We start from the raw sequence: 23,357 nt of genomic DNA, 5'->3' as shown, positions 1-23,357 counted from the left end.
GAATACAATTATCGCTGAACACGCTGCTATTTAAACAAATAAAAGAAGCCTTCTTGTCTTATTTCTTTTACTAGACAGGTAGCGGTAGAAGCAGTCATGCTTGGGAGGAGGGGAACCAACTGCTTTAACCCAATGATCAACTGGGGACCTTACTAAACATGATGAAGCTGCCGATGGTGATTCGGCAGTTTTTTGATGAATATATGTATGGAGAATGCTGATTGAAACCATAATAAGGAGTGTTCACAAAAACGCAACATATTTATTTTGAGCAACTCTCTTGAAAAAGTTTGTGAAGTATTGCACAATATGAATGTGAAGTATTTCACAAAAATAACAACCGAGTTTTTACTCAGGAGGATGTGGAAACATGACAAACGAAAAAGTCAACAAAGTAGCACTTATTGGAGCAGGTTTCGTCGGCAGCAGTTATGCCTTTACTTTAATAAATCAAGCGATCACAGATGAATTGGTTGTCATTGATCTCAATCAGGATAAAGCAATGGGAGACGTCATGGATTTGAATCATGGTAAAGCTTTTGCCCCGCATCCTGTGAATACGTGGTATGGGGATTATGAGGATTGTCAGGATGCAGATATTGTTTGTATCTGTGCTGGAGCGAACCAAAAGCCCGGTGAAACAAGACTTGATCTTGTAGAAAGGAATTTAAACATTTTCAAAGGCATTGTAGAAAATGTGATGAAAAGCGGATTTGATGGGATTTTCTTAGTCGCTACAAATCCAGTAGATATTTTGACTTATGCGACATGGAAATTCAGTGGTCTTCCAAAAGAGCGAGTAATTGGAAGTGGAACAACGCTTGATACAGCAAGATTGAGATATATGCTGAGTGAGTATTTTGAAGCAGCCGCTCACAATGTGCATGCATACATCATTGGAGAACACGGAGATACAGAGCTAGCCGTTTGGAGTCATGCGAATATTGGAAGTGTGCCCATTACAGAATTATTGAAGAGAAATGATCAATACAAGCAAGAAGATTTAGAGGACATCATGGAAAATGTCCGCCATGCTGCCTATCAAATCATTGAGAAAAAGGGTGCGACCTACTACGGTGTAGCGATGAGTCTGGCACGTATCACAAAAGCCATCTTGCACAATGAAAATAGTATCCTGACAGTCAGCGCATATTTAGACGGAGAGTACGGTGCAGAAGATGTATACATTGGTGTACCTGCCTTTGTGAACCGCAATGGTGCAACAAAAGTGATGGAGCTTGCATTGAATGACACTGAAAAAGAGCAGTTCACACGCAGTGTTCATGTTTTAAAAGACATATTGGCTCCGCACTTTTAATCAATGAATTGAAACCAACTTGAGTAGAAAAGGATGAATCAAAATGTGGCAGCAAATATATGATCCGTTTGGTAATGAGTTCGTAAGTGCATTGGTGGCAATGCTTCCGATTTTATTTTTTTTGCTCGCATTAACCGTTTTTAAGTTAAAAGGCGTGTTATCCGCTTGTTTTACCTTGATCGTCAGTTTTGTAACAGCGGTTTTCTTTTTTCATATGCCAATCGAAAAGGCATTTTCCGCTGTGTTGCTCGGTATCTCTAACGGGCTCTGGCCGATTGGATATATTGTGATCATGGCCGTATGGCTGTATAAAATTGCTGTACGATCTGGGAAGTTTGATATCATTCGTTCTAGTATAGCAGGAATTTCTCAAGATCAGCGTCTTCAGCTCTTATTCATTGGTTTTAGTTTTAACGCATTTTTAGAAGGTGCGGCTGGGTTTGGCGTTCCAATTGCCATCAGTGCCGCCTTGTTAACTGAACTTGGCTTTAAACCGCTGAAAGCAGCGATGCTCTGCTTAATTGCAAATGCAGCATCTGGTGCATTTGGCGCAGTTGGAATCCCAGTCATTACAGGTGCACAAATGGGGAATATGACGCCGCTTGCTTTATCTCAAACCCTCGTGTATACGATTCCGTTTATCTCTTTCTGTATCCCTTTTTTACTCATACTGATTGTAGATGGCATCAAAGGGATCAAAGAAACATGGCCGGCTTTGCTTGTTGTCAGTGGAAGTTATGCGATCTTGCAAGCTGTCACCATGGTTACTATGGGTCCTGAGCTTGCCAACATAATATCAGCTTTGGCAAGTATGGGAATCTTGGCTTTATTCCTTCGTAAATGGCAGCCGACGAATATTTATCGTGAAGAAGGCTCACTAGCACTTGAACCAAAACAAACGTATCGTGGTGTTGAGGTGCTCAAGGCATGGTCTCCGTTTTATATCTTAACAGCGGTGATTACGGTTTGGAGCTTACCAGCATTTAAAGCCTTATTTGCAGTTGGAGGGCCGCTGAACTGGACGACTATCTTGGTGAAAATGCCATTTCTTCATCAGCAAGTCGTCAAATTACCGCCGATTGCACAAACAGAAACACCGATTGATGCGGTCTTTAAGATTGATGTGATCAGTGCAACAGGTACAGCCATTCTCATTGCTGTCATGCTGACTGGATTGTTTAGCAGACAGATTCAATTAAAAGAAGGTGCTGCTTGCTTAAAAGCAGCAGTGAAAGAACTTTGGGTACCTGTTCTCACAATTTGTTTTGTCATGGGCTTTGCCAACTTAGCCAACTTTGCAGGACTTAGCTCTGCGATCGGTCTTGCCCTTGCGAAAACAGGCGATCTGTTCCCGCTTGTCAGCCCAGTGCTTGGATGGATTGGTGTATTTATCACAGGATCTGTTGTGAGTAACAATGCCTTATTTGGTAACCTTCAAGCGGTGACTGCTTCTCAAATCGGATCACAGGCAAGTCTGTTAATCGGTGCTAATACAACCGGCGGTGTTATGGCGAAACTAATTTCTCCACAGTCTATCGCCATTGCAACAGCCGCTGTTGGTGAAACGGGTAAAGAATCAGAACTCTTTAAAAAGACGGTAAAATACAGCTTTATCTTGCTCGCCGTCGTGTGTATTTGGACATTCATTCTTGCTCAATTGAGATAGTTTCATAAAAAGGTTTCAAAGAAAGACTGAGATGCGTCTAGTATGATCCCCTCTCAGTCTTTTTTGATTATGTAGATTCTCTTGTAATGAGCCGGGTAGGGAGCTGAATATATTCACGCTGCAATGGCTTTTTCTCTTGCAGTAGCTGGATCATCTGCTGTACAGACCGCTGACCAAGCTCTACGATCGGAATATCAATTGTTGTAATCGTTGGAGCCGTGACTTCACAAATGTCTTGATTGTCATAGCCGATGACGGCCAAGTCTTTTGGAACATGATAGCCATATGAGATGGCCTGTTTAATGAGACCTGCTGCCACTTGATCATTGCCGGTGAAAATCGCATCGGGTGATTCCGTCATATCGTGAATCTTGTCCATTAAGCGAAATCCATCTTCAATTGTAAAAGCCTCACCAAAAAGCCATTCTTCCTTTAATTGCAAGCCATGTGAAGTAAGAGCATCAAGGTAGCCTTGTCTTCTTTGCTTCTGTGCTTCACTGCTTTCCGTATCAAAACAAAATCCAATCGATCGACGTCCAGACTTGATTAAATAATCAACAGCTTTGTAGGTGGCTTCACGCTCATCGTATCCGATAATCGGGATATCTGCTGTTTGATGATATTCGTTGGCCATTACAATTGGGCCATTCGTTAAAAATGGCTCGATTTTTTTCCACGTATTTTCTAATGCCCCTAGTATGACGCCGTCTACTTCTTTTCTTTTTAGTAATTGAAGCCCTTCCAGCTCTAAGGATTCTTGGTAAAACGTCTGGAGCACGATAGCTTTATACCCTTGATCCAGTGCTTCCTTTGATATCCCTTTTATCAATTGGGCAAAAAAAGGATGGTCCACAGATGGTACAGACACAGCAATGGTCTTTGTCTGATGTGAACGAAGGGTGCGGGCCGCTGAACTTGGTGTATATTCCATTTCCTTCATCACTTGTAAAATATGCTGCCGCTTTTCCTCTGACACATATGGATGATGGTTGAGCACTCTAGAAACGGTGGTCGTTGATACCCCACAGCGCTTGGCAATTTCATAAATTGTACACATATTAACAAATCCTTTACACAAAGTTATTGTTCTGAAATCGATATCATCATTTACAATGTGAATCAAGTTAAATTTTAACAAATGGAATTGATTAATTGGAGGGAATCGAATGCAAATATTGACGAAGATATCAGGTAAAAGCAAGGATTATCTACCTTTGCTGGATATGATCAATCAAGGTGTTCAAGTAAAGTCTGATTTGGTTGAAAAGAATCTGGCAAATGAAAAGCTGGTAGCGTTCCTTGAGCAAGATATTGAGCAAGTTGGATTGGAAAAAATTCTCTTCCATTATAAACAAAATAAGGAAAAAAAGATACCGTTCCTGCCTGTTGATAAGCTCATTTCAGAGGATGAGATAGATGATATTATGCAGGTGTTGAAAGAAGTGTTGAGCTCTGGCCGTTTTACGTCAGGTCCATACATCCCATTGTTTGAAAAAAACTTGGCTGATTACTTAGGGATAAAGTATGTCATTGCCACTTCAAGTGGGACAGATGCCCTCATGATCAGTCTTATATCAGCGGGGGTCCATCCTGGAGATGAGGTCATCCTGCCTGCTAACAGCTTTGCCGCAACGGAAAATGCGGTGCTCGCTATTGGTGCCGTTCCGGTATATGCCGATATCGATCCAGAATCCTACTGCTTAGCTGCAAGTGAAATCGAGAAACATATCACAGAAAAAACGGTCTGCATTCTCCCAGTTCATTTATATGGAAAGCAAGCGGATATGGGAGCCATCTCTGCTGTTGCTAAGACACATGGACTGAAAATCATCGAGGATGGCTGTCAGGCCATTGGTAGCAGCGGGCTCGGAGCATTCGGAGATGGACTTGTTCTCAGTTTTAATCCTTACAAAAATTTAGGAGTTTGCGGTAAGGCTGGAGCCATTGCTACAAATGATGAAGCTCTTGCGGAAAAATGCATAGAGATCAGCTATCACGGCTTTGAATCTGGAAAAAAGAATATGAAGCGCAGTGACTTTGGCTTTAATGCAAAAATAGATAATTTACAGGCAGCTATCGGATTAGAACGAATGAAGTATTTAGGGCTGCATAATTTCAAGCGTTTTTACTTAGCAAAACAATATATTGAACAGTTGCAAGCACTCGAACAAGATGGATATATCAAGCTTCCAAAGCTGACAGATGATCATGTATGGCATCTATTTCCTATCAGAGTGCTCAAAGGGGATCGAGATGAGATCGCCAAGCAATTACTAGACGTCTATGGCATTGAGACGGATGTTTATTATCCGATTCTGTCACATCAGCATCAAACGAACCTTGTATCTAAGAAATATAAACAAACGACGCTTCCACATACGGAAAAAGCTGCACAGCAGTTGCTCCATTTACCGCTTTACCCAGGAATGCCCCTGCAAGATCAGGAGAAAGTCATTAAGGGGGTTCATCATGTTATCAAATCTTCCGTTCAGTAAAAAATTGCTGTCTCAGCCAAAAAACCCGAAATGGATCGTCTTCTGTGACTTTGATGAAACCTATTATTCTCACCGTATGACTAAGGAACAAAGGGAGGATGTAGAACGTTTAGAAGCGTTTGTAGCGGAAAAAAGCGAGGCAGGACAGTTGATGATGGGCTGGGTGACGGGAAGCAGCCTAGATTCTGTCACGAGCAAAATGGAAAAGGGCAGATTCAGTCAGTTCCCTCATTTTATTGCTTCAAATTTAGGGACTGAGATTGTTTATACATCGAAAGAGCATTTTGGAGAGCCTGATGTAGAATGGGCTAAGCGATTAGATCAGCAGGGCTTCTCAGAGGAAAAGATTGACGCCATCTTACAAACCGTTCGTGAAAAAGGGATGACACTTAGACCGCAAACACAGCTTGGTAGTTCAAGATATAAGAGAAATTTCTATTATCAGGAGCAGGATGAACGAACAGATCTGCATCATCTATCATTCATTCAAACACTTGCCAAAGAGCGTGGCGTGGCTGTCAACATTAACAAATGCAATCCGCTTGCAGGTGATCCTGAAGATTGTTACGATATCGATTTTTTACCAATTGGTACTGGTAAGGATGAAATTGTCCGGTTTATGCTAAGCCGATATGATCTCCCTGAAGATCGTGGATTTGCCTTTGGTGATAGTGGAAACGATTTGCGGATGCTTCAATCTGTTACCCACGGTTACCTTGTCCAAAACGCAACTGCCGAGGCCAAGCGGCACCATCATCAAATTTGTCATCATGGATATGCAAAAGGAATCTATGAAACATTGAAAACAGTGATGTATAAACATGAGGAGGCGCATTCATGAAGAAAATTGGAATTGTTGGAGCAGGGAATATTGCAAAAGCACATGCACGAGCGTTATCAACGATCAAAGGTGCAGAATTATCCGGAGTCTACGATCTGCACGAATCCGTCGCACAAGGCTTCATTAAGCAATACGGTGGACGGGTGTATCAAAGCATCGAGACATTGGCTGAAGCATCAGATGGACTGATTATTGCCTCCCCTAATTTTTGTCACAAAGACCACGCCCTGCAAGCATTGAGAACGGGACAACCTATTTTGTGCGAGAAGCCAATGGCTGTTTCGTTGAAAGAAGCAAAGGAAATGGTAGAGACTTCCAAGGAATTCCAGGTGCAAGCAAGTATGGGCTTTAACTACCGTTATTTATCCTTTGTAAATATTTTGAAGAACTTGATTGCCAATGGTGAACTGGGACACATTTTAACTGTCAGGACACATTTTAAGAAAAATAGTGCGCTACGCAAAAAGACATTTTCATGGAGAGATAGCGGTGAGAGCTTGCGTACAAGCGGTGCATTAGGCGATCTAGGTATCCACCTGATTGACATGCTGTGGTACTTGTTTGGCAGTGAGATGAAAAGCGACTCCCTTAATACGAAGATGTTGACGCATGTAAAAGAAAAAGAAGAGAAAAAAGTGCAGGTCGATGATCATACTGAGATTTTTGGGCAAATGGAGAATCATGTTTTCTTCCATTTGGTGACGTCCAAAAGCTCGCAGCCTCAGGAATGTGGATTTAGTGTAGAAGTCATTGGTCATGACAAGGTGTTTAAATACCATACGAATATGAAAAATGAATATGAAATCAGTGATGGCTTGAGTGTAGAACATCATCAAATGCCACAAACCCTTCTCACAGATCCACCAAACGAATTTTACGGATGGGCGGATACATTTCGTGATCAATTGATGCATTGGGTCAATACACCTTCATATCCATCCCATATGAAAGTGGCTGATTTCGAGGATGGTTATCGTACGCAAGCGGCTTTAAATACATGTTTTGAGAAGGAAGAAGCTGACGTTTCTACCAGCGCATTTTAATGATATGGGGCGGAGTATATCCATGACTCCGCTCCTTTTTAAAGGAAGTGAAAAAATGAAAAAAGTGTTTGATTTCGGATGTGTTTTTTACTTTTTTATAGGGACCATTCATGTGTTTTTTGGTAGCTTAACCCCTTATTTATTGTCTGCTTATGATAAGGGTCCTGGGGAATTATCTTCTTTAATTTTTTTTCAGTTTATTGGCTTTTTGACGGGTGTTCTTTTATCACCGATTCTTGTCCGAAAAAAAGGATACGGTGCTACTTTGACAATGGGACTCATGCTAATGATTGTATCACTTCTTCTTGGGTGGCTAGTGCCGAACTGGACAACACTTGTAGTGGCGGGTTTTCTTCTGGGAAGTGGTGCGGGCAGTATGGAAACAACGGCCGGAGCGTATGTGATTTCAATGGAAAATAGTGCAAAACGTATTAGTATCATGGAAGTCTTTTTTGGCTTAGGTGCGCTTTTATTCCCGCTTCTCATCCTGCTCACTGTCACAGAGCAGACGTGGCATTATGTGTTTTTATTTCAGGTAGCTGCTCTCACGTTTTTCCTTGTTCTTTGGCTTGTCTTTATTCGTAAATGGCCAAAGGGGCAGATGCCTGCTCCTACTCTCGGGGGCAAGAAAACGTCCTTGCTTTTTGATCGAAACAATCGAATGATTGTTGTGCTCATGACTTGCTTTGCCTTTTTCTATGCAGGTATTGAAACGAACTTTGCTAACTTTTTGCCGTCCATTATGCTGGAAAAAGGGGGAGACACATGGAGCCTCTTAGCTGTATCCACCTTTTGGACTGCGATTGTCATCGGCCGCTCCATCATTGCGAAAAAAGCAGACCAGCTGCATCCTTTGCGTTTTTTGAAGCTGAGCGCAGCTTCCATGATCCTGCTGCTCATTGCATTTGCACTCACAACACACACAACGGTGCAGCTTCTTCTCATCTTTCTCATTGGCTTATGTGCATCAGGCATGTTTCCAATTGCGCTGACCGCATCCGCATTAATGATTGAAAATGCCATCGACGAGGCGACGAGTTATTTTATTGCCGCAGCTAGTTTAGGCGGAGCGTGCTTGTCATTTCTAATCGGCTTTAGTCTCGAATGGGCAGGTGCTGCAAGTGCGATTCTTGTTTTTTCCTTTTTAGCTGTTCTTTTGTTTGCCGCTGCCATCCAAATGAATCGCTTTAGGAAAAAAGGGGACGTTTTAGATCAACATTCTATGTTCAAAGCAGATGGATAATCTGCTTTTTCCTTTTTTGCAGGACTTGTACTAAAGCACGAATCTTATGAATAACATGTACAAGTTAGCATCAAAAGGAGGACGTGTATGTGACTGTGTTTTTTGGTTATATTTTCTTAGGGTTGTCACTTTCAGCACCTGTTGGGCCAGTCAATGCAGCCCAAATAGACAGAGGCATTAAAAGTGGATTTTGGCATGCGTGGATTTTTGGTGTGGGAGCCATGGCAGCGGATATTGTGTATATGCTCCTCATTTATTTTGGTGTCGCCCAGCTTTTGACCGCACCTCTTGTGAAGACCTTTTTATGGCTGTTCGGCTTCTTTGTTCTCACCTATACAGGCATTGAAAGCCTACGTAAAATTCATTTACAGGATAGTCCAAAGAAGGACGGGGGAAACACGTCGATCGGACAATCGTTTATGACTGGGTTTTTCATCTCACTTTCCAACCCGCTCAGTATTTTATTTTGGCTTGGGATTTATGGAAGTATTTTAGCGAATACCATTGAAAAGTACGGGGCATCGCAAATGCTTATCTATAGTATGGCCATTTTTATCGGGATGCTCATATGGGATTTCTTTATGGCATTACTGGCAAGTACATTTAGACGCTATTTGAGTGAACGCGTCCTGTATAGCTTATCTGTTCTTGCAGGTCTATCCTTACTGGGCTTCGGGGCATATTTTGGCTATCAAGGTATCATGGCCTTGTTTGGATAGGAGGATTGCGGAGAGCATTTTGCCGCGATGAAGGATCAAACAAATGACATCATTGATGAGGAAAACAGACGAACTTGAATAGCCCCGTGACGTTGGAATCATATCTGACATCACGGGACAATTGACAAGAACGGTCTGTTTTTGTGTTGTAATTGACATTCGCTGTATGTATTCACCATAATTTGGCATTATGGAGTTATGTTTTTTTTATCAAAAAAAAACATAGTGTTTTCATCTTCTAGTGATTTAGGAAGCCAACTTCCTGCTCTTTTGATCAATGAAAAAGTAAATGCAGGACAGTCACGACAGTTTTTCTCCCTCATAGGCTATAGAGAAGACGCTTAAAATGAGGTGAAAGGAAATGGCCCAACTGTATGCAAAAAGTTACCTTGATCAAAATCTGCGATCGCTAGAAGATTGGGAGCAAGATGCTTTCATAAAATTTGGAGAGATGGTAGGTGATGAGGCAGATACATTCCCCTGTGTACCAGGTAGACAGGGATTTTTTCTAGATCATTTGCGTTATGGGTTTGTAGGTGATCCGCGGGGGGATGACGCTGTGAATGAGCTTGCAGAGCTGTTAAGGGATTATCAAAGCTGTGCACGGCAAACGGGTCAATATGCTTCATTCATCTGCTTTTTTGAAACACCGCAGGATTTGAATGAAAGCCCGATTGAAGAGTTTGAGAATCAGTTCTGGTCATTGCTTCAACGATTACACCAAAAGGATGAAGTCAAATGGCCTGAAGAAATCCCGACAGACCCTCATCATCATAAATGGGAGTTTTGCTTTCATGGAGAAGCGTATTTTATTTTGTGCTCGACGCCTGCTCATCAGCTAAGGAAAAGCCGTCATTTCCCATATGTATTGATGGCTTTTCAGCCAAGGTGGGTGTTTGAGAAAATGAATGGCTCGACCACGTTTGGGCAAAAAATGAGCCAGCTCGTCCGCAAGCGACTCAAGGCGTATGATCAAGTAGATGTACACCCTGCTTTAAAATGGTACGGTGACCCAACAAATCATGAGTGGAAGCAATATTTCCTGCCAGATGAAGAGGCGGAGAAACCAGCCTCCGCCAAATGTCCATTTACTGCAATAAAAAACATGATGAAATTATGATTCGGTTTGCTCCTGATTCCACTTTCTCCTCATGAATAGCACCATGATGGCGATCACTGCAATGATCCCAAGGCTGATAAAAAAGCCAGGTCGTCCGCTTGCCTCTGTCAATGTGCCTGAAACGGCTGCCCCTATTAAGAGCAGTGCAAGAATCATTTCACAGGTTTGGCGAATGGACGGCTTTGACAGCTTTTTACTTGAGAACAGGATAAACACCCATGTGTACAAAAGCGTAAGACCGGCAGCTGTTGTCAGATGCTCGTATATATGCTTGGACAAAAAGAGTGCAAGCAAGATCGAGACAATCAAGCCAGCAGCTGTTAATAAAATAGAGGACCATCTGACATGAGATGGGTCTTTTTGTTTAAAACAAGCGGGGGCATCTTGATGCTCCGACATCGTGCCAAGCAGTGTGGTGACGGCATAAAGCGAGGCCACCAATGTAGAAAAACCTGCAATAATGAAAATGCCATTAAACACATGGAGAAAGATGGACAAGTGAAATGGCTCTAATGATGTAATAAATGGACTGCTGTTCTCGTTAAATGCCGTCACAGGGACAAGCAGTAAAGCAAGTCCAATGGAGACAATATAAATGATCGCTAGAATAAGTAGCATGATGCGTCCAGATTTTGCTGCATCCTTAGGGTTTTTTAAATGAACGGCCATGAGCCCCATGACTTCAATACCGCCAAATGCATAAAACGCATAAATGAGCCCATTCCAAAGACCGAGCGGACCAAGTGGCATCCATTCATGATCTTTGTTTGGCAGGTGCAGAGTCGGCTTATGATCTGTGAGGATGCCGCATAGGACAAGGACGGCAAGAATCATAAACAGCAAGATAGCACCGGTCTTTAACACCGCAAGAACATTTTCTGTCTTTTGAAAAGAAGAGAGACCGATTATAATCACTAACAGGGCGAGAGCAGAGTAAATTGCAGAGAACACCCAGAGCGGGATGGATGGAAACCAGTGGCGTGTAAAAAGTGAAATCGCCGTAAGCTGACTCCCTGTAATCAGCATTTCTGAAAACCAATACACCCAGCCATTACTAAAGCCTGCCCAGCGACCATACGCTTTACGAGCATATGAACAAAAGGACCCTTTATCTGGGGTATCAGCCGTCATAGCGGCTAAATGTTTAAAGACAATATATGTGCCAATCGCTGCAAGCAAAAATGAAATACATACGGAATAACCTGACTTTGTAATGGCAATGCTGGACCCGAGGAAAAAGCCGGTGCCAATTGTACAGCCCACTCCAATCAACGAAAGCTGCCACCAAGATAAAGATTTTTCTTTCAATGTACGTGCAACACCTTTCCATTTCGATGACATTAGCTTGTGACCGGCTGTTTTTTTTATACATGATCAAGGTGACATTTTGGGCATACTGTCAATGAAAGGGGTGCCTGAGATGAATGGAGAATACGTCATTTTACCAAAAGACGGGCAAGGATTTCGATTAGGTAAAGGTCAGTGTATCAGAGTTGTGGATATTGAAGGTCAGCAAGTAGCTGATGTCATGGCTTATCATGCGAAGGATTTTTATGAAAAGTTTGATCAAGGCGCGACAATGGACAGTCTGTTCTCATCTAAGGTGAAAAAGGGCGATAAGCTCTACTCAAATTTATATAAGCCAATGTTTACTGTAATAGAAGATACAGTAGAATGCCATGACCTATACATGCCTGCCTGCAGGAAAGAAATGTATCAGTTATTATACGGCAGAACGCACTTAGAGGTCATGCATACATGCTATGATAATTTACGTACAGCCTTTGAGCCTTTTGGTATTCCGAAGGAGGATATGTACTATCCTTTTAATGCATTTATGAATACAGTAATTGATGAAAAAGGCAAGCTTTCTGTGGAGACACCAAAATCGATGCCCGGCGACTACATTCGCTTGCGTGCGGAAATGGACCTCATTGTTGCGGTTTCAGCATGCCCTGCTGATATTGGCAAGTGTAATGGGTCAAGCTGTACATCCATACGCGTTGAAATTGATTAAACGAAAGGCCAGTCACGAAAGAACTTGGTCTCTTTTGCTTGAAAAAGTTTGGTCATGGATGAAAAAGGGAACGTCTAAAAAATATGTATCAACAAATCATGATATAATAAAGACTCTAAAATTGATGTAAATCCAATTAAATTGAGAGTAAAACCTGTTCTCTTCATGTAGAGGATGCTTAGGAGGAAGAATGTATGAGTTTGCAAAAAAAAATCAGCCAAGAGTTACATGTACAGCCCTCAATTGACCCGAAGCAGGAGATTCAAAAACGGGTTGGATTTCTGAAAGAGTACTTGAAAAAAACCGGTGCAAAAGGGTTCGTCCTTGGGATTAGCGGCGGTCAGGATTCTACACTTGCTGGTCGTCTGACTCAGATTGCTGTAGAAGAGCTGCGACAGGAAGGAAAAGAAGAGGCAGTCTTTATTGCGGTTCGTTTGCCGCATGGGAAGCAGCAAGATGAAGAGGATGCCCAGTTGGCGCTATCATTTATTCAGCCAGATAAATCATGGAAATATAATATTGAGCCTGCAGTTACGGCATTTAGTGACCAATATCAAAAAGAAACAAACGATACACTATCCGACTTTCATAAAGGCAATGTCAAAGCAAGAATGCGAATGATTGCGCAGTATGCGATCGGTGGACAGGAAGGGTTGCTTGTGATCGGCACAGATCATGCAGCAGAAGCTGTGACCGGTTTCTTCACGAAGTATGGCGATGGCGGGGCGGATGTTCTTCCGCTGACAGGTCTCACAAAACGACAAGGTCGCAGTCTGCTAGAAGCACTTCAAGCACCGGAACGACTTTATTTAAAGAAACCAACAGCCGATTTGCTTGATGACAAACCTCAGCAAACGGATGAAACAGAACTTGGGATAACGTACAATGAAATTGATGATTACTTGGAAGGGAAGCCTGTCTCAGCTCAAGCGGCAGAAGCCATTGAAAAACGTTATGTTCAATCAGAGCATAAACGTCAAGTGCCTGCTTCTATGTTTGATGACTGGTGGAAATAATCATTGAACAAAATGACTCTCCAGAGATGGAGGGTTTTTTTAATGCGAAATATTCATGAGAATTTGACAGGGAAGGTCATGGTTCATTGAATAAGTAGAACGATCTACTTAAGTCTATTTGACTAAAATGGGCATATTTGATTATATCAAATAAAGTATTTATTAGTTCGATTCACTTAATTTAAGATAAAATAACAGTATTTTCAGAAAAAACAATTGACGATGAAAAAGAATACGCTTACAATGAAACCACATTCCAAAAAGTGAAATTAAATTCCACTAGACGGAATAAAGGATTGTTTCATCTCAAATTAAGATGCTAAAGGAATGACTCACACAATGAAAAATCGAAGTGCACTGGAATTATACAAAGAAGGAGGCGCTTGGTGGGAGACGGAGATTAGTGATATTCAGAAAAATTCAATCGAGCTTCGAGGGTATCCGATTGAAGAGCTCATTGGTAAATTATCGTATTCGCAAATGCTTTATTTACTGCTTGTTGGTGAATTGTTGGATGATCCCAAAGCAAAGCTTTTTGAAAGTGTTCTTGTTGCTGGTGCAGATCATGGGCCTAGAGCACCGTCTATTGCGGCAGCTAGAATGTCTGTCACCTGTGGCATTTCGTTTAACTCTGCTATAGCCACAGGGGTGAATTTATTAGGAGATATTCATGGAGGTGCCGGTGAAAAGGCAATGCGCATGCTCTACGAAGCCAAAGCGATCTACGATGAAAACAAGAATGTGAAGTCTGCTGCACAGCAAATATGTCAGGCATGGTTAACCCGTAAGGCCAAAATTCCAGGAATCGGTCATCAACTGCATGATGATGATCCACGGGTGAGACGGTTATATGAATTGTGTCAGACATATGTACAAAACGGTGATATTAGCGGAGTCTATTTGCGCTTAGCAGAAGCAATTAGGCATGAACTGGAAAATATAAAGGGGAAAAAAATGACGATGAACATAGATGGCGTATCAGCGGCTATTCAATGTGAATTAAGCATCCCAGCTGAAGCCGCAAAAGGCATCTTCTCGTTATCAAGAGGAATGGGTATTGTGGCGCATGCTTACGAAGAGCTGATCAAAGGAGCTCTTGTGAAGGGACCTTGCCCAAATGAAGAAAGGCTCGTTCGTTACACAGGGCATGAGACGCGCCATTTGAAGGAGAGTGAGAGAATTTGAGTGAATTGAGAGCGTTATCATATGTAGGGGGAGAATGGCTAGAAGCAAATCGCTTACAGGAGAGAATCATCAATCCGTACTCTGGAGAGATGATCGGTGCATCCTATTTAGCGTCAAAAGAAGATATTGAAAAGGCACTCTCCTTAGCACAGCATAATAAAAAACAATTAGCGAGTATTTCGGCGTTAGAACGTTCGATCGTTTTAAAGAAGGCGTCCGCTATGCTAGAAGAACAGAAAGAGTATTTTGCCAGACTGATCTCTTTAGAATTAGGAAAACCTCTCAAAAACACACGAGATGAAGTGTCACGATCCATTGAAACATTAGAGCAATCAGCAGAAGAAGCCAATCGGTTAATAGGTGAGACCATTCCTGGTCATGTATCATCCCGTGGACAGGGAGCAATGGCTATGACATTTAAAGTGCCAGTCGGTGTCGTATTAGCCATTACCCCTTTTAATGCGCCGCTCAATTTAATCTGTCATAAAGTCGGCCCTGCGTTTGCGTCGGGAAATGTCATTATTTTAAAGCCTGCCCCGCAAACATCAGCTGTAGCCACAGCGTTTGTCAAACTGCTGCTTGAAGCAGGATTTCCTGAAAACGGCTTACAGCTCATTATTGGAGGAGTGGAAGCAGGGAGACAGTTAGTCACTGATGAAAGAACCAATCTTGTCTCTTTTACTGGAGGGGCAGTCGGCGGAGAACATATTTCGACATCTGCTGGATTGAAAAAAGTGCTTCTTGAGCTCGGCGGAAATGGAGCCACCATTGTTCACCATGATGCGGATATTGAACAAGCAACGTCCCTTTGTGCGAAAACCGGTTTTAGTAACTCCGGGCAAAGCTGTATCTCCGTACAAAGAATTTATGTTCATCAGCAAATTCTGACGTCATTTACTGACAGACTAAAAGAAAAAGTTGAACAGCTCATTGTCGGAGATCCGCTATCAAGTAAAAGTGATATTGGCTGTATGGTGGATGTACAAGCGGCAAAGCGTGTAGAAGCTTGGATACAAGAAGCAGAGAAAATGGGCACGCAGATCATATCTGGAGGACAAAGGAATGGAGCGAGTGTCAGACCGACCATTTTACTAAACCCACCGAAACAGGCAAAGGTCGTTTGTGAGGAAGTGTTTGGTCCGGTCGTCAGCATTCTCCCTTATCAAGACATCAATGAAGCGATCAAAGAAGCTAATGATAGTCGCTTCGGTCTGCAAGCTGGAATATTTACGAACCAGCTGGATGTGGCTTTACATGTTGCGAAAGAACTTGAAACTGGGGGTGTGATCATCAACGGTACGTCGAATTTCAGATTAGATCATTGGCCATATGGCGGAATTAAGCGAAGCGGTATTGGAAGAGAAGGTCCACGTTTCGCCATTGAAGAAATGACAGAAACCAAAATGGTCGTCATCCCAAATGGTATATGAAGGGGGGATAGATATGAATGAAAACACATTTCAGCACAAGCTGAAAACAGTGCAGGCAGGCGCTCAACCGATGATCTGTACCCCATTGATTGGGAAGACAAACGAAGAATTACTGCATGAGGTAGAGGTGTTAGCCGAGAAGAAACCAGATGTGATGGAATGGCGAGCGGATTTTTTTACACACTTGAATGACGTGGACTGTGTGTTAGAGACCCTTAAGTGTATAAAAGACAAGGCAAACGGAATTCCATTCTTGTTCACCATTCGATCAGAAAGAGAAGGTGGCGAAAGGATATCGCTCTCAGAGAAGGAGAAAGTATCGCTGCTTGTCAAGCTTTGTGAAAGTAAGCGTGTGGAAGCGATTGATTATGAGCTGATGCAGGATGTCAAGCATATGAGAGAAGTCGGTCAGGCGGCTAAAAAGAATGGCGTGACATTGATTGTTTCCTATCACGATTTTCAAGGAACGCCCGAGGTGGAACGAATGGTACAAATACTCGTCAAAGCAGAATCAGTTGGGGCAGACATTGCAAAGATTGCTGTAATGCCTCATACCTATGATGATGCATTACAGCTATTGGCAGCGACTAGTCAAGCTCAAAAACGATTGGCAATTCCCATCATTTCAATGGCGATGGGAAAGTATGGCGCTTTTACGAGAATGATTGGCGGTCTTTTTGGATCTGTGATGACCTTTGCCGTGGGCAAAGAGAGTTCTGCTCCCGGCCAAGTGGCGATACAGGATTTAAATCAGGTTCTATCCATTGTGTTTTCAGAGAATGAGAGTGTAGAAGAGTCATAGCGGAACCATGAAAAAAAAGTTTGGGAGGGAGAGAAAGATGAAAAAAAATATATCTGCACAGATCATTCAGTATCTAGAAAAGCGGGGAGTTGAGCATATTTTCGGTCTCTGCGGTCATACGAATATTGCCTTTCTATCAGCACTTGAAAAAAGCCGCATTCAATTTGTGAATGTGAGGCATGAACAGATTGCTGCACACGCGGCGGATGGATATGCAAGAGCGAAGAAACAGACAGCCGTCGTTCTCAGCCATTTAGGTCCGGGACTCACAAATGCGGCAACAGGAGTAGCGAATGCTGCGCTTGATTCAATTCCAATGGTTGTCATTGCAGGAGATGTTCCAAGTCATTACTACGGAAAGCACCCACACCAAGAAATCAATCTTCATTCCGATGCTTCTCAATATGAAATTTATCGACCGTTTGTGAAAAGAGCATGGCGTGTCGACATTCCAGAACTATTTCCAGAGATTTTGTCAAAAGCTTTTCAATTAGCCGAAAGCGGCCGTCCGGGTCCAGTGCTCATTTCCGTTCCGATGGATGTGTTCTCAAAAGACTTAGATGTATCACTGTTTGAACAAGTAGAACATCATACACACACCATTGAAAAACCATCCATTGATGATCATACAGCAAATCGAATCATGGATCGATTGCTTCAGGCTGAAAAACCGCTTTTATATGTTGGGGGAGGCATTTTATTAGCAGATGCCGCAGAGGAATTAAAGTCATTCTCTGAACATTTGAGTATCCCTGTTGCTCATTCCTTGATGGGAAAAGGAGCGATGCCGGATGACCATCCAATGACCCTTGGGATGACGGGATTTTGGGGCACGAAATTTATCAATGATCAGTGTAAAGAGGCGGACTACATTTTCGCCTTAGGCACTCGCTTTGCTGAAGCTGATGCGAGTTCGTGGGAATCGGATTATACGTTCCGCTTCCCATCAAACAAACTGATTCATATTGACATTGATCCGAATGAAATTGGACGTAACTATCCTGTTGAAATTGGAGCTGTGGCTGATTTGAAGCAGGCATTAACAGTGTTAAATCGTGTGGCGAGAGAGAGACTGCCAGAAGGTCTAGATCGTCCTGAATTGAAAAAAGAGATTGCCGCCTATCGTCAGGAATTCCAGCAGAACAATCTGACGAATATTCAAGATGACTCATTCCCAATGAAGCCACAGCGAATTTTGCAGGAAGTGCGTGAGGTCCTGCCGGCAGATGCCTTCATCACTACCGATGTTGGTTGGAATAAAAACGGTGTAGGACAGCAATTCCCCGTGCTTACGCCTGGAACCATTTTAACACCAGGAGGCTTTGCAACCATGGGATTTGGAGCACCAGCGGCACTTGGAGCGAAAATTGCCCAGCCTGACCGTGTTGTTGTGTCACTCGTCGGGGATGGTGGATTCGGTCAAAATCCATCTGTTTTGGCAACGGCCGTGGAGGAAAACATTCCTGTTGTGTGGATTGTGATGAACAACAGTGCTTTTGGAACGATCGCCGGCTTGCAAATGGCACACTATGAAACGACTTATGGCACCGTATTTAGAAAAAATGGAGAAAGCTATTCTCCTGATTTTGCTGCCATCGCAAGAGGTTATGGGGTGAAAGGGATTAAAATCACCCGCGCTCATGAATTCAAAGAGGTACTCGCCGAAGCGATTTCTTCTGAGCAACCGTGTGTGATTGATGTGGCGATGAAAAATGATCCTGTTCCTACAGATGGACATTGGAATATTAATGATATTTATTCACCAAATACAAAACGCTCACATGTCAGTGTGAATGAAACATAAGGAGGAATTTTCCATGAAAATTAAAGTGTTGAATCCGTTTAAAGATGGACATCCATTATGGTTAGGTTTAGATCATCCAGAGGAGCAAATGATTCGCAAGGTGTTTCAAACCATTACACCAGATACAGTCGGATCAGAGCATATGATGGCAGGTCTCACCATTTTTGAGCCGGGAGAAGCAAGCTCTGTTCACAATCATCCGGGCTCAGAGGAATTTGATTATGTCATTAAGGGTTCTGGCGAAGTCATTTGTGATGGAGAAAGACAGTCCTTTCAGCAAAATGACTTTATGTTTATCCCAGATGGAGTTTCACATCAGCATGTCAATACGGGAGATGAACCTTTATGGCTCATTTGGCTGTATACACCGCAAGGACAGCTACCAAAGAATTAAGGCGAGAGGTGGGGTTGTATGCCGCCCCTGCATGTAGACAAATCCTTGAACTCGTTGTCACATCTTGAGCACTGTGTTTACGAATGTTTCATTTCGTTCAGTGCTCAGTTTTTTCTAGACTTCAAGGGTTTTTCATGCATGCTGAAAAGAAGACAAAGGGCTAAAACAAAAAATCATTTTAGCCCTTTATGAAAGGGAGTTACGCAATGAACAAGAAAACGCCGCTTGAAGGAATCAAAATATTAGATGTCTCTACGATGATTGCTGCCCCATACGGCGCAGTTCTTTTAGGGGATTTTGGTGCCGAGGTCATTAAAGTCGAGATTCCTGGAAAAGGGGATACGCTGCGGCATGTTGGTCCTTTTGCTGACGGTGAACCGCTTAGGTGGTCAGGGCTCTCAAGGAATAAGAAATCTCTCACACTTGATCTGCACAAAGCAGAAGCGAAGGAGATTTTTAAAAAGCTTGCGGGACAAGTCGATCTGATCATAGAAAATTTCCGCCCAGGCACACTCGAAAAATGGGGAGTGGGTTACGATATTTTAAAAGAAATAAACCCTAATTTAATTATGATTCGTGTATCAGGCTATGGGCAGACAGGTCCATTTAAGGACAAAGCGGGTTTTGGCACACCTGCCACAGCATTTAGTGGTTTTACGTATATACAAGGGTTTCCAGATCGTCATCCTGTCAGTCCGTCATTTTCTCTCACGGATTACATTGCTGGGATATATGTTGCATTTGCTGCGGTGACAGCAATGTATTATCGAGATACACATCCAGAAGGAACGGGACAAATGGTTGATCTTGCCCTGTATGAATCTGTGTTTCGCATGCTAGAGTTCTTGATTGCAGAATATGATCAGCTTGGTAAAGTGCGTGAGCGTTCACCGGGGCTAAGCGGTCATTCGAGTCCTGCTGGCACCTACGAAACAAAGGATGGCCATTATCTTGTACTTGTGACCAGTACAGATTCGACTTTTAATCGATTAGCTGAGGCAATGAATCGGTTAGATTTACTAGAAGACGAGAAATTCTCTGTGAATGAAGCCAGACTGAAACATAATGACGAAATGGATGCCATCGTCTCTCAGTGGATTGCGTCAAGAACAAGGGATGAAGTATTGGAGATTCTTGATGCACATGGCGTGCCTGTGAGTCCGATTCTAAGCATTCGAGATATCTTTGAGCATCCGCAATTTAAAGAACGAGAGAATATTGTCGAGGTTCATCATCCGCGTCTTGGCAAAGTGAAAGTGCCTGGAATTATTCCAAAGTTTGAAAAAACACCAGGGAGTATCCGTCACAGTGCACCTGATTTAGGTGAACATAATTATGAAATTTTAACTAGCATGCTTGGTATGACTGAAGAAGAATGCAAACAGTTAGAAGAAAAAGGAGTTATCTAAGGAAGCTCAAACGCTTCGCACTGTGCGGAGACAAAGGAGGATGGTTATGAAAGTGCATTCACAACTGAAGGGGAACGAACTGCAAATCGCTTATATGAAACCAACAAAAGCTCGCTTTGGCATCTTGATTCTCTTGTTTTTTATTACCGCTATTAATTATATTGATAGAGCCAGTGTGTCAATCGTTGCACCAGCCATACAATCTTCCCTGCAATTAAATCCTGCATTACTAGGTCTGATCTTTTCGGCATTTAGCTGGACTTATACGGCGATGCAAATACCAGGTGGCTTTATTCTTGATAAATTCGGCTCAAAGGTGACGTATGGGATCTCACTCATTACTTGGTCGATTTTCACAGGCTTACAGGCGTTTGCGAACAGTTTTGCTTTTTTATTCGGTTGCCGTTTGTTTATTGGAATTACAGAATCTCCAGCATTCCCTGCGAATAACCGCATTGTGACCACTTGGTTTCCAAGACGAGAACGAGCTTTTGCGACAGGCGTTTACACTGCCGGAGAGTATGTTGGTCTTGCATTTGCGACACCTCTTCTTTTTTGGATCATGACCACTTTCGATTGGAGAACTGTGTTTATTACCGCAGGTGCGCTCGGCATCATATTTGCTTTCTTTTGGTATAAATATTATCATGAACCAAAAGAGCACCCGAAGATCAATGAAGACGAGCTAGAATTGATTCGAAAAGGGGAAGGACTGACGGTGACATCACAAGAGAAGCTGAGATGGGGAGACTTTGTAGCACTGCTGAAATATCGTAAATTGATCGGATTATATATTGGTCAATTTTCTGTTGCATCCACACTCTTTTTCTTTTTAACGTGGTTTCCCACATATTTAGCTGAGGCGAAAAATATGGCATTTCTAAAGGTTGGTTTTGCTGCATCCCTTCCATACATCGCTGCATTCTTTGGAGTGCTGTTTGGCGGTTACATCTCCGATTGGTTACTCAAAAAGGGAGTATCCGTCAATGTGGCTAGGAAACTGCCTGTTGTTGTTGGTTTGCTTCTAACAAGCACCATTGTTTTGGCAAATTTTACAACCAACATCCCATTAGTGCTCACCATCTTATCCATTGCCTCCTTCGCACAAGGACTGTCGAATATCTCATGGACGATGTTGTCTGAGGTGGCACCAAGAGAAATGGTCGGACTGGCTGGAGGCGTGTTTAACTTTTTTGCTAATTTATCTGGGATCGTCACACCGTTAATGATCGGTTTGATCGTTTCAGTGACAGGCTCTTATAACGGTGGTATTTTATTTGTCAGCCTCATTGCAGTATGTGGAGCGGTGTCCTACATATTTATCGTAGGAAAGATTGAACGCATCCAATTAAAACCATAGAAAGAAAAGAGAGTTCATTCAAAGGAATGAGCTCTCTTTGTTTACGAATAAAAGATGACAGTGATCACGGTTGCGCACATGAATCCCATACTAATGTAAAAGACGGCAAACCAGATATTCCAACGAGTGATACGGTAAGGATTGACCTTCATCAAATCAGCTAATAGTGAGACGGATACATTAAATGGACTAAACATCACAGTTGACGTTCCTGCTGTTATGAGCATAATCGCAATTGGAAGTGCGGGCAGTTCATGAAGGACAGGTGCCATCATGCTGATTAAAAGTGCAAGTGAGACGAGTGGATGGAAACCGCAAAGAGCCGTGATGAGAAAGTACAATCCGATGACACAATAAACCCAAATCGCATGACTTGATATACTCATCATCAATGCTTGAACAGGCTTCATACTGTTTGTAACAATCAGCATATCGACAAAGAAACCAGCACTTAAAAATAGACACATATAATTAGAGAGATGAACGGTTCGTTCTTTCCAATGAGGAACAGATACCGCTATATATTGTTTCCGCTTTTTGATGACATACGAGAATAGTAGAGAAAAAGGGACAATTGTTAAGACGACGGTGAATAAATAGCCCTTCCCAATCCATGTATCTATAAGAGAGACAAGCGTGATAAAGCTCATCAGCATGAGGGCGAACTGAAGGGTTTTTCGCTTTATTCTCTTAGGGGTGGTGCGTGCATCCTTTAGCTGGACGATACTCGGTAATTGCTTACTTTTACGAGAAAAGAGAATCCAATCTGTCATCAATACAATCAACATTAAACAAAAGGTAACGGGTGCAATTTGATAATATTTCAGCTTGGTTGCATCAATGGTGACGCTCACCAGCACTTCAACAGGACTCCAGCTTAGGCAAAGTGCATATGACCTTAAGAGATTGCGTGTATAGATATTTTGTCTGACGTCTTCCTTAAGGGAGACCAGTGAAGGTTTTAAGGAGGTATATAATAAAGGGATGGTTGCGATATTTAAGAACATCCCAAGGATGTGAGTGACGAATGAGCTCTTTTGATAAAGCTGTTTTGTACTGGTGGTATGTAAGGTTAGTAGTTTATTTAGCTGTGTATCAAAATGTCCGACATGTATGAGAGAATGAATAAATGGCAACATGAAAAATAAAGAAATCAAGCCTAGCATGGAATGAAAATGGAGAAAAAAGGTGTGCAAAGGCTGATCGGACAAAAAGAATAAGACCAAACCAATGGAGAGAAAAACAACGCCTGTTTTCAAATAAAGCCCATTTGCCCGCTTAAGAGAGATGATGAGCGAAGCGACAGCAAGCAAACCAATAAAATAAGAGAGAATCGGAACATTGAATAATTGATTGAAGATGTAAAAACTAATAAGAAGTGTAAAGATCACTAAGTACATCACGACATCTCCTTCAACAACAGCGTACATGGTTTTAATTCCGCCTATCGGAATTTGTTTTCCTTTTATGGAACATTTAAAATGGATTATAGCAA

The 23,357-nt window shown here is 42.4% G+C and carries 20 protein-coding genes; 17 read left to right on the top strand and 3 right to left on the bottom strand.

The genetic code is table 11. From position 1 onward, the window contains the following. Positions 1-370 precede the first annotated feature (370 nt). Both ABVJ71_RS09820 and ABVJ71_RS09815 read left to right on the top strand, forming a co-directional pair. A complete protein-coding gene (locus tag ABVJ71_RS09820; protein ID WP_353853874.1) occupies positions 371-1,318 on the top strand; it encodes an L-lactate dehydrogenase in 948 nt (315 codons plus the stop codon). 43 nt (positions 1,319-1,361) lie between these two features. After that, a complete protein-coding gene (locus ABVJ71_RS09815) occupies positions 1,362-2,984 on the top strand; it encodes an L-lactate permease (RefSeq protein ID WP_353853873.1) in 1,623 nt (540 codons plus the stop codon). A gap of 67 nt (positions 2,985-3,051) precedes the next feature. On the opposite strand, the gene ABVJ71_RS09810 is transcribed toward ABVJ71_RS09815, so the two are convergent. Further along, positions 3,052-4,041: a LacI family DNA-binding transcriptional regulator gene (locus tag ABVJ71_RS09810; protein ID WP_353853872.1), complete on the bottom strand. Its 990-nt coding sequence runs from the start codon at positions 4,039-4,041 to the stop codon at positions 3,052-3,054. 109 nt (positions 4,042-4,150) lie between these two features. Here ABVJ71_RS09810 and ABVJ71_RS09805 point away from each other — a divergent pair, with 109 nt between their 5' ends. The 6 genes from ABVJ71_RS09805 (at position 4,151) to ABVJ71_RS09780 (ending at position 10,445) form a co-directional block, all read left to right on the top strand. Next, the gene (locus ABVJ71_RS09805; protein WP_353853871.1) at positions 4,151-5,479 is read left to right on the top strand and encodes a DegT/DnrJ/EryC1/StrS family aminotransferase; all 1,329 of its coding nucleotides are present in this window, start codon (positions 4,151-4,153) and stop codon (positions 5,477-5,479) included. Further along, positions 5,454-6,320 carry an HAD-IIB family hydrolase gene (locus tag ABVJ71_RS09800; RefSeq protein WP_353853870.1) on the top strand — a complete coding sequence of 289 codons (867 nt, stop codon included), beginning with the start codon at positions 5,454-5,456 and terminating at the stop codon, positions 6,318-6,320. The genes ABVJ71_RS09805 and ABVJ71_RS09800 overlap by 26 nt, the downstream gene beginning before the upstream one ends. Continuing rightward, a complete protein-coding gene (locus ABVJ71_RS09795) occupies positions 6,317-7,363 on the top strand; it encodes a Gfo/Idh/MocA family oxidoreductase (protein WP_353853869.1) in 1,047 nt (348 codons plus the stop codon). Before ABVJ71_RS09800 ends, ABVJ71_RS09795 begins: the two co-directional genes overlap by 4 nt. A 55-nt stretch (positions 7,364-7,418) precedes the next feature. Continuing rightward, on the top strand, positions 7,419-8,606 hold the full coding sequence (locus ABVJ71_RS09790) for an MFS transporter (RefSeq protein ID WP_353853868.1): 1,188 nt from the start codon (positions 7,419-7,421) through the stop codon (positions 8,604-8,606). A gap of 89 nt (positions 8,607-8,695) precedes the next feature. Continuing rightward, a complete protein-coding gene (locus tag ABVJ71_RS09785) occupies positions 8,696-9,325 on the top strand; it encodes a LysE family translocator (protein ID WP_353853867.1) in 630 nt (209 codons plus the stop codon). Between the two features lie 361 nt (positions 9,326-9,686). After that, a complete protein-coding gene (locus tag ABVJ71_RS09780; protein WP_353853866.1) occupies positions 9,687-10,445 on the top strand; it encodes a YqcI/YcgG family protein in 759 nt (252 codons plus the stop codon). On the opposite strand, the gene ABVJ71_RS09775 is transcribed toward ABVJ71_RS09780, so the two are convergent. Further along, positions 10,440-11,786: an amino acid permease gene (locus tag ABVJ71_RS09775; protein WP_353853865.1), complete on the bottom strand. Its 1,347-nt coding sequence runs from the start codon at positions 11,784-11,786 to the stop codon at positions 10,440-10,442. The genes ABVJ71_RS09780 and ABVJ71_RS09775 overlap by 6 nt on opposite strands. Before the next feature lie 79 nt (positions 11,787-11,865). Here ABVJ71_RS09775 and ABVJ71_RS09770 point away from each other — a divergent pair, with 79 nt between their 5' ends. The 9 genes from ABVJ71_RS09770 to ABVJ71_RS09730 all read left to right on the top strand — a co-directional run bounded on the left by ABVJ71_RS09770 (position 11,866) and on the right by ABVJ71_RS09730 (position 21,862). Then, positions 11,866-12,462 carry an urea carboxylase-associated family protein gene (locus ABVJ71_RS09770; RefSeq protein WP_353853864.1) on the top strand — a complete coding sequence of 199 codons (597 nt, stop codon included), beginning with the start codon at positions 11,866-11,868 and terminating at the stop codon, positions 12,460-12,462. Positions 12,463-12,656: 194 nt separating this feature from the next. Continuing rightward, positions 12,657-13,478 (top strand): ammonia-dependent NAD(+) synthetase, encoded by an 822-nt coding sequence (nadE, locus tag ABVJ71_RS09765; protein ID WP_353853863.1) that lies wholly within the window; start codon positions 12,657-12,659, stop codon positions 13,476-13,478. Between the two features lie 327 nt (positions 13,479-13,805). Further along, entirely contained in the window at positions 13,806-14,663 is an 858-nt protein-coding gene (locus ABVJ71_RS09760) for a citryl-CoA lyase (protein WP_353853862.1), read from the top strand. After that, a complete protein-coding gene (locus ABVJ71_RS09755) occupies positions 14,660-16,093 on the top strand; it encodes an aldehyde dehydrogenase family protein (RefSeq protein ID WP_353853861.1) in 1,434 nt (477 codons plus the stop codon). Before ABVJ71_RS09760 ends, ABVJ71_RS09755 begins: the two co-directional genes overlap by 4 nt. Positions 16,094-16,106: 13 nt before the next feature. Further along, positions 16,107-16,895 (top strand): type I 3-dehydroquinate dehydratase, encoded by a 789-nt coding sequence (gene aroD, locus ABVJ71_RS09750; protein WP_353853860.1) that lies wholly within the window; start codon positions 16,107-16,109, stop codon positions 16,893-16,895. A 37-nt stretch (positions 16,896-16,932) separates the two neighbouring features. Beyond that, on the top strand, positions 16,933-18,699 hold the full coding sequence (locus tag ABVJ71_RS09745; RefSeq protein WP_353853859.1) for a thiamine pyrophosphate-binding protein: 1,767 nt from the start codon (positions 16,933-16,935) through the stop codon (positions 18,697-18,699). Between the two features lie 13 nt (positions 18,700-18,712). Further along, complete coding sequence (locus ABVJ71_RS09740) at positions 18,713-19,093, top strand: cupin domain-containing protein (RefSeq protein ID WP_353853858.1); 381 nt, start codon at positions 18,713-18,715, stop codon at positions 19,091-19,093. 206 nt (positions 19,094-19,299) lie between these two features. Further along, positions 19,300-20,502: a CoA transferase gene (locus tag ABVJ71_RS09735; protein WP_353853857.1), complete on the top strand. Its 1,203-nt coding sequence runs from the start codon at positions 19,300-19,302 to the stop codon at positions 20,500-20,502. A gap of 46 nt (positions 20,503-20,548) precedes the next feature. Further along, positions 20,549-21,862, top strand: coding sequence for an MFS transporter (locus tag ABVJ71_RS09730; protein WP_353853856.1), 1,314 nt, complete (start codon positions 20,549-20,551; stop codon positions 21,860-21,862). Positions 21,863-21,903: 41 nt separating this feature from the next. Here the strand turns inward: ABVJ71_RS09730 and ABVJ71_RS09725 are convergent, their stop codons facing one another. Beyond that, positions 21,904-23,292, bottom strand: a complete 1,389-nt coding sequence (locus ABVJ71_RS09725; protein WP_353853855.1) for a hypothetical protein — start codon at positions 23,290-23,292, stop codon at positions 21,904-21,906. Positions 23,293-23,357 lie beyond the last annotated feature (65 nt).

This window comes from Bacillus sp. Bos-x628 (genome assembly GCF_040500475.1).
GTDB classification, from domain to species: Bacteria; Bacillota; Bacilli; order Bacillales; family Bacillaceae; genus Bacillus; species Bacillus maqinnsis.
The sequence above is the reverse complement of the archived record's forward strand: the minus strand, read 5'-3'. Positions and strand labels throughout refer to the sequence as shown.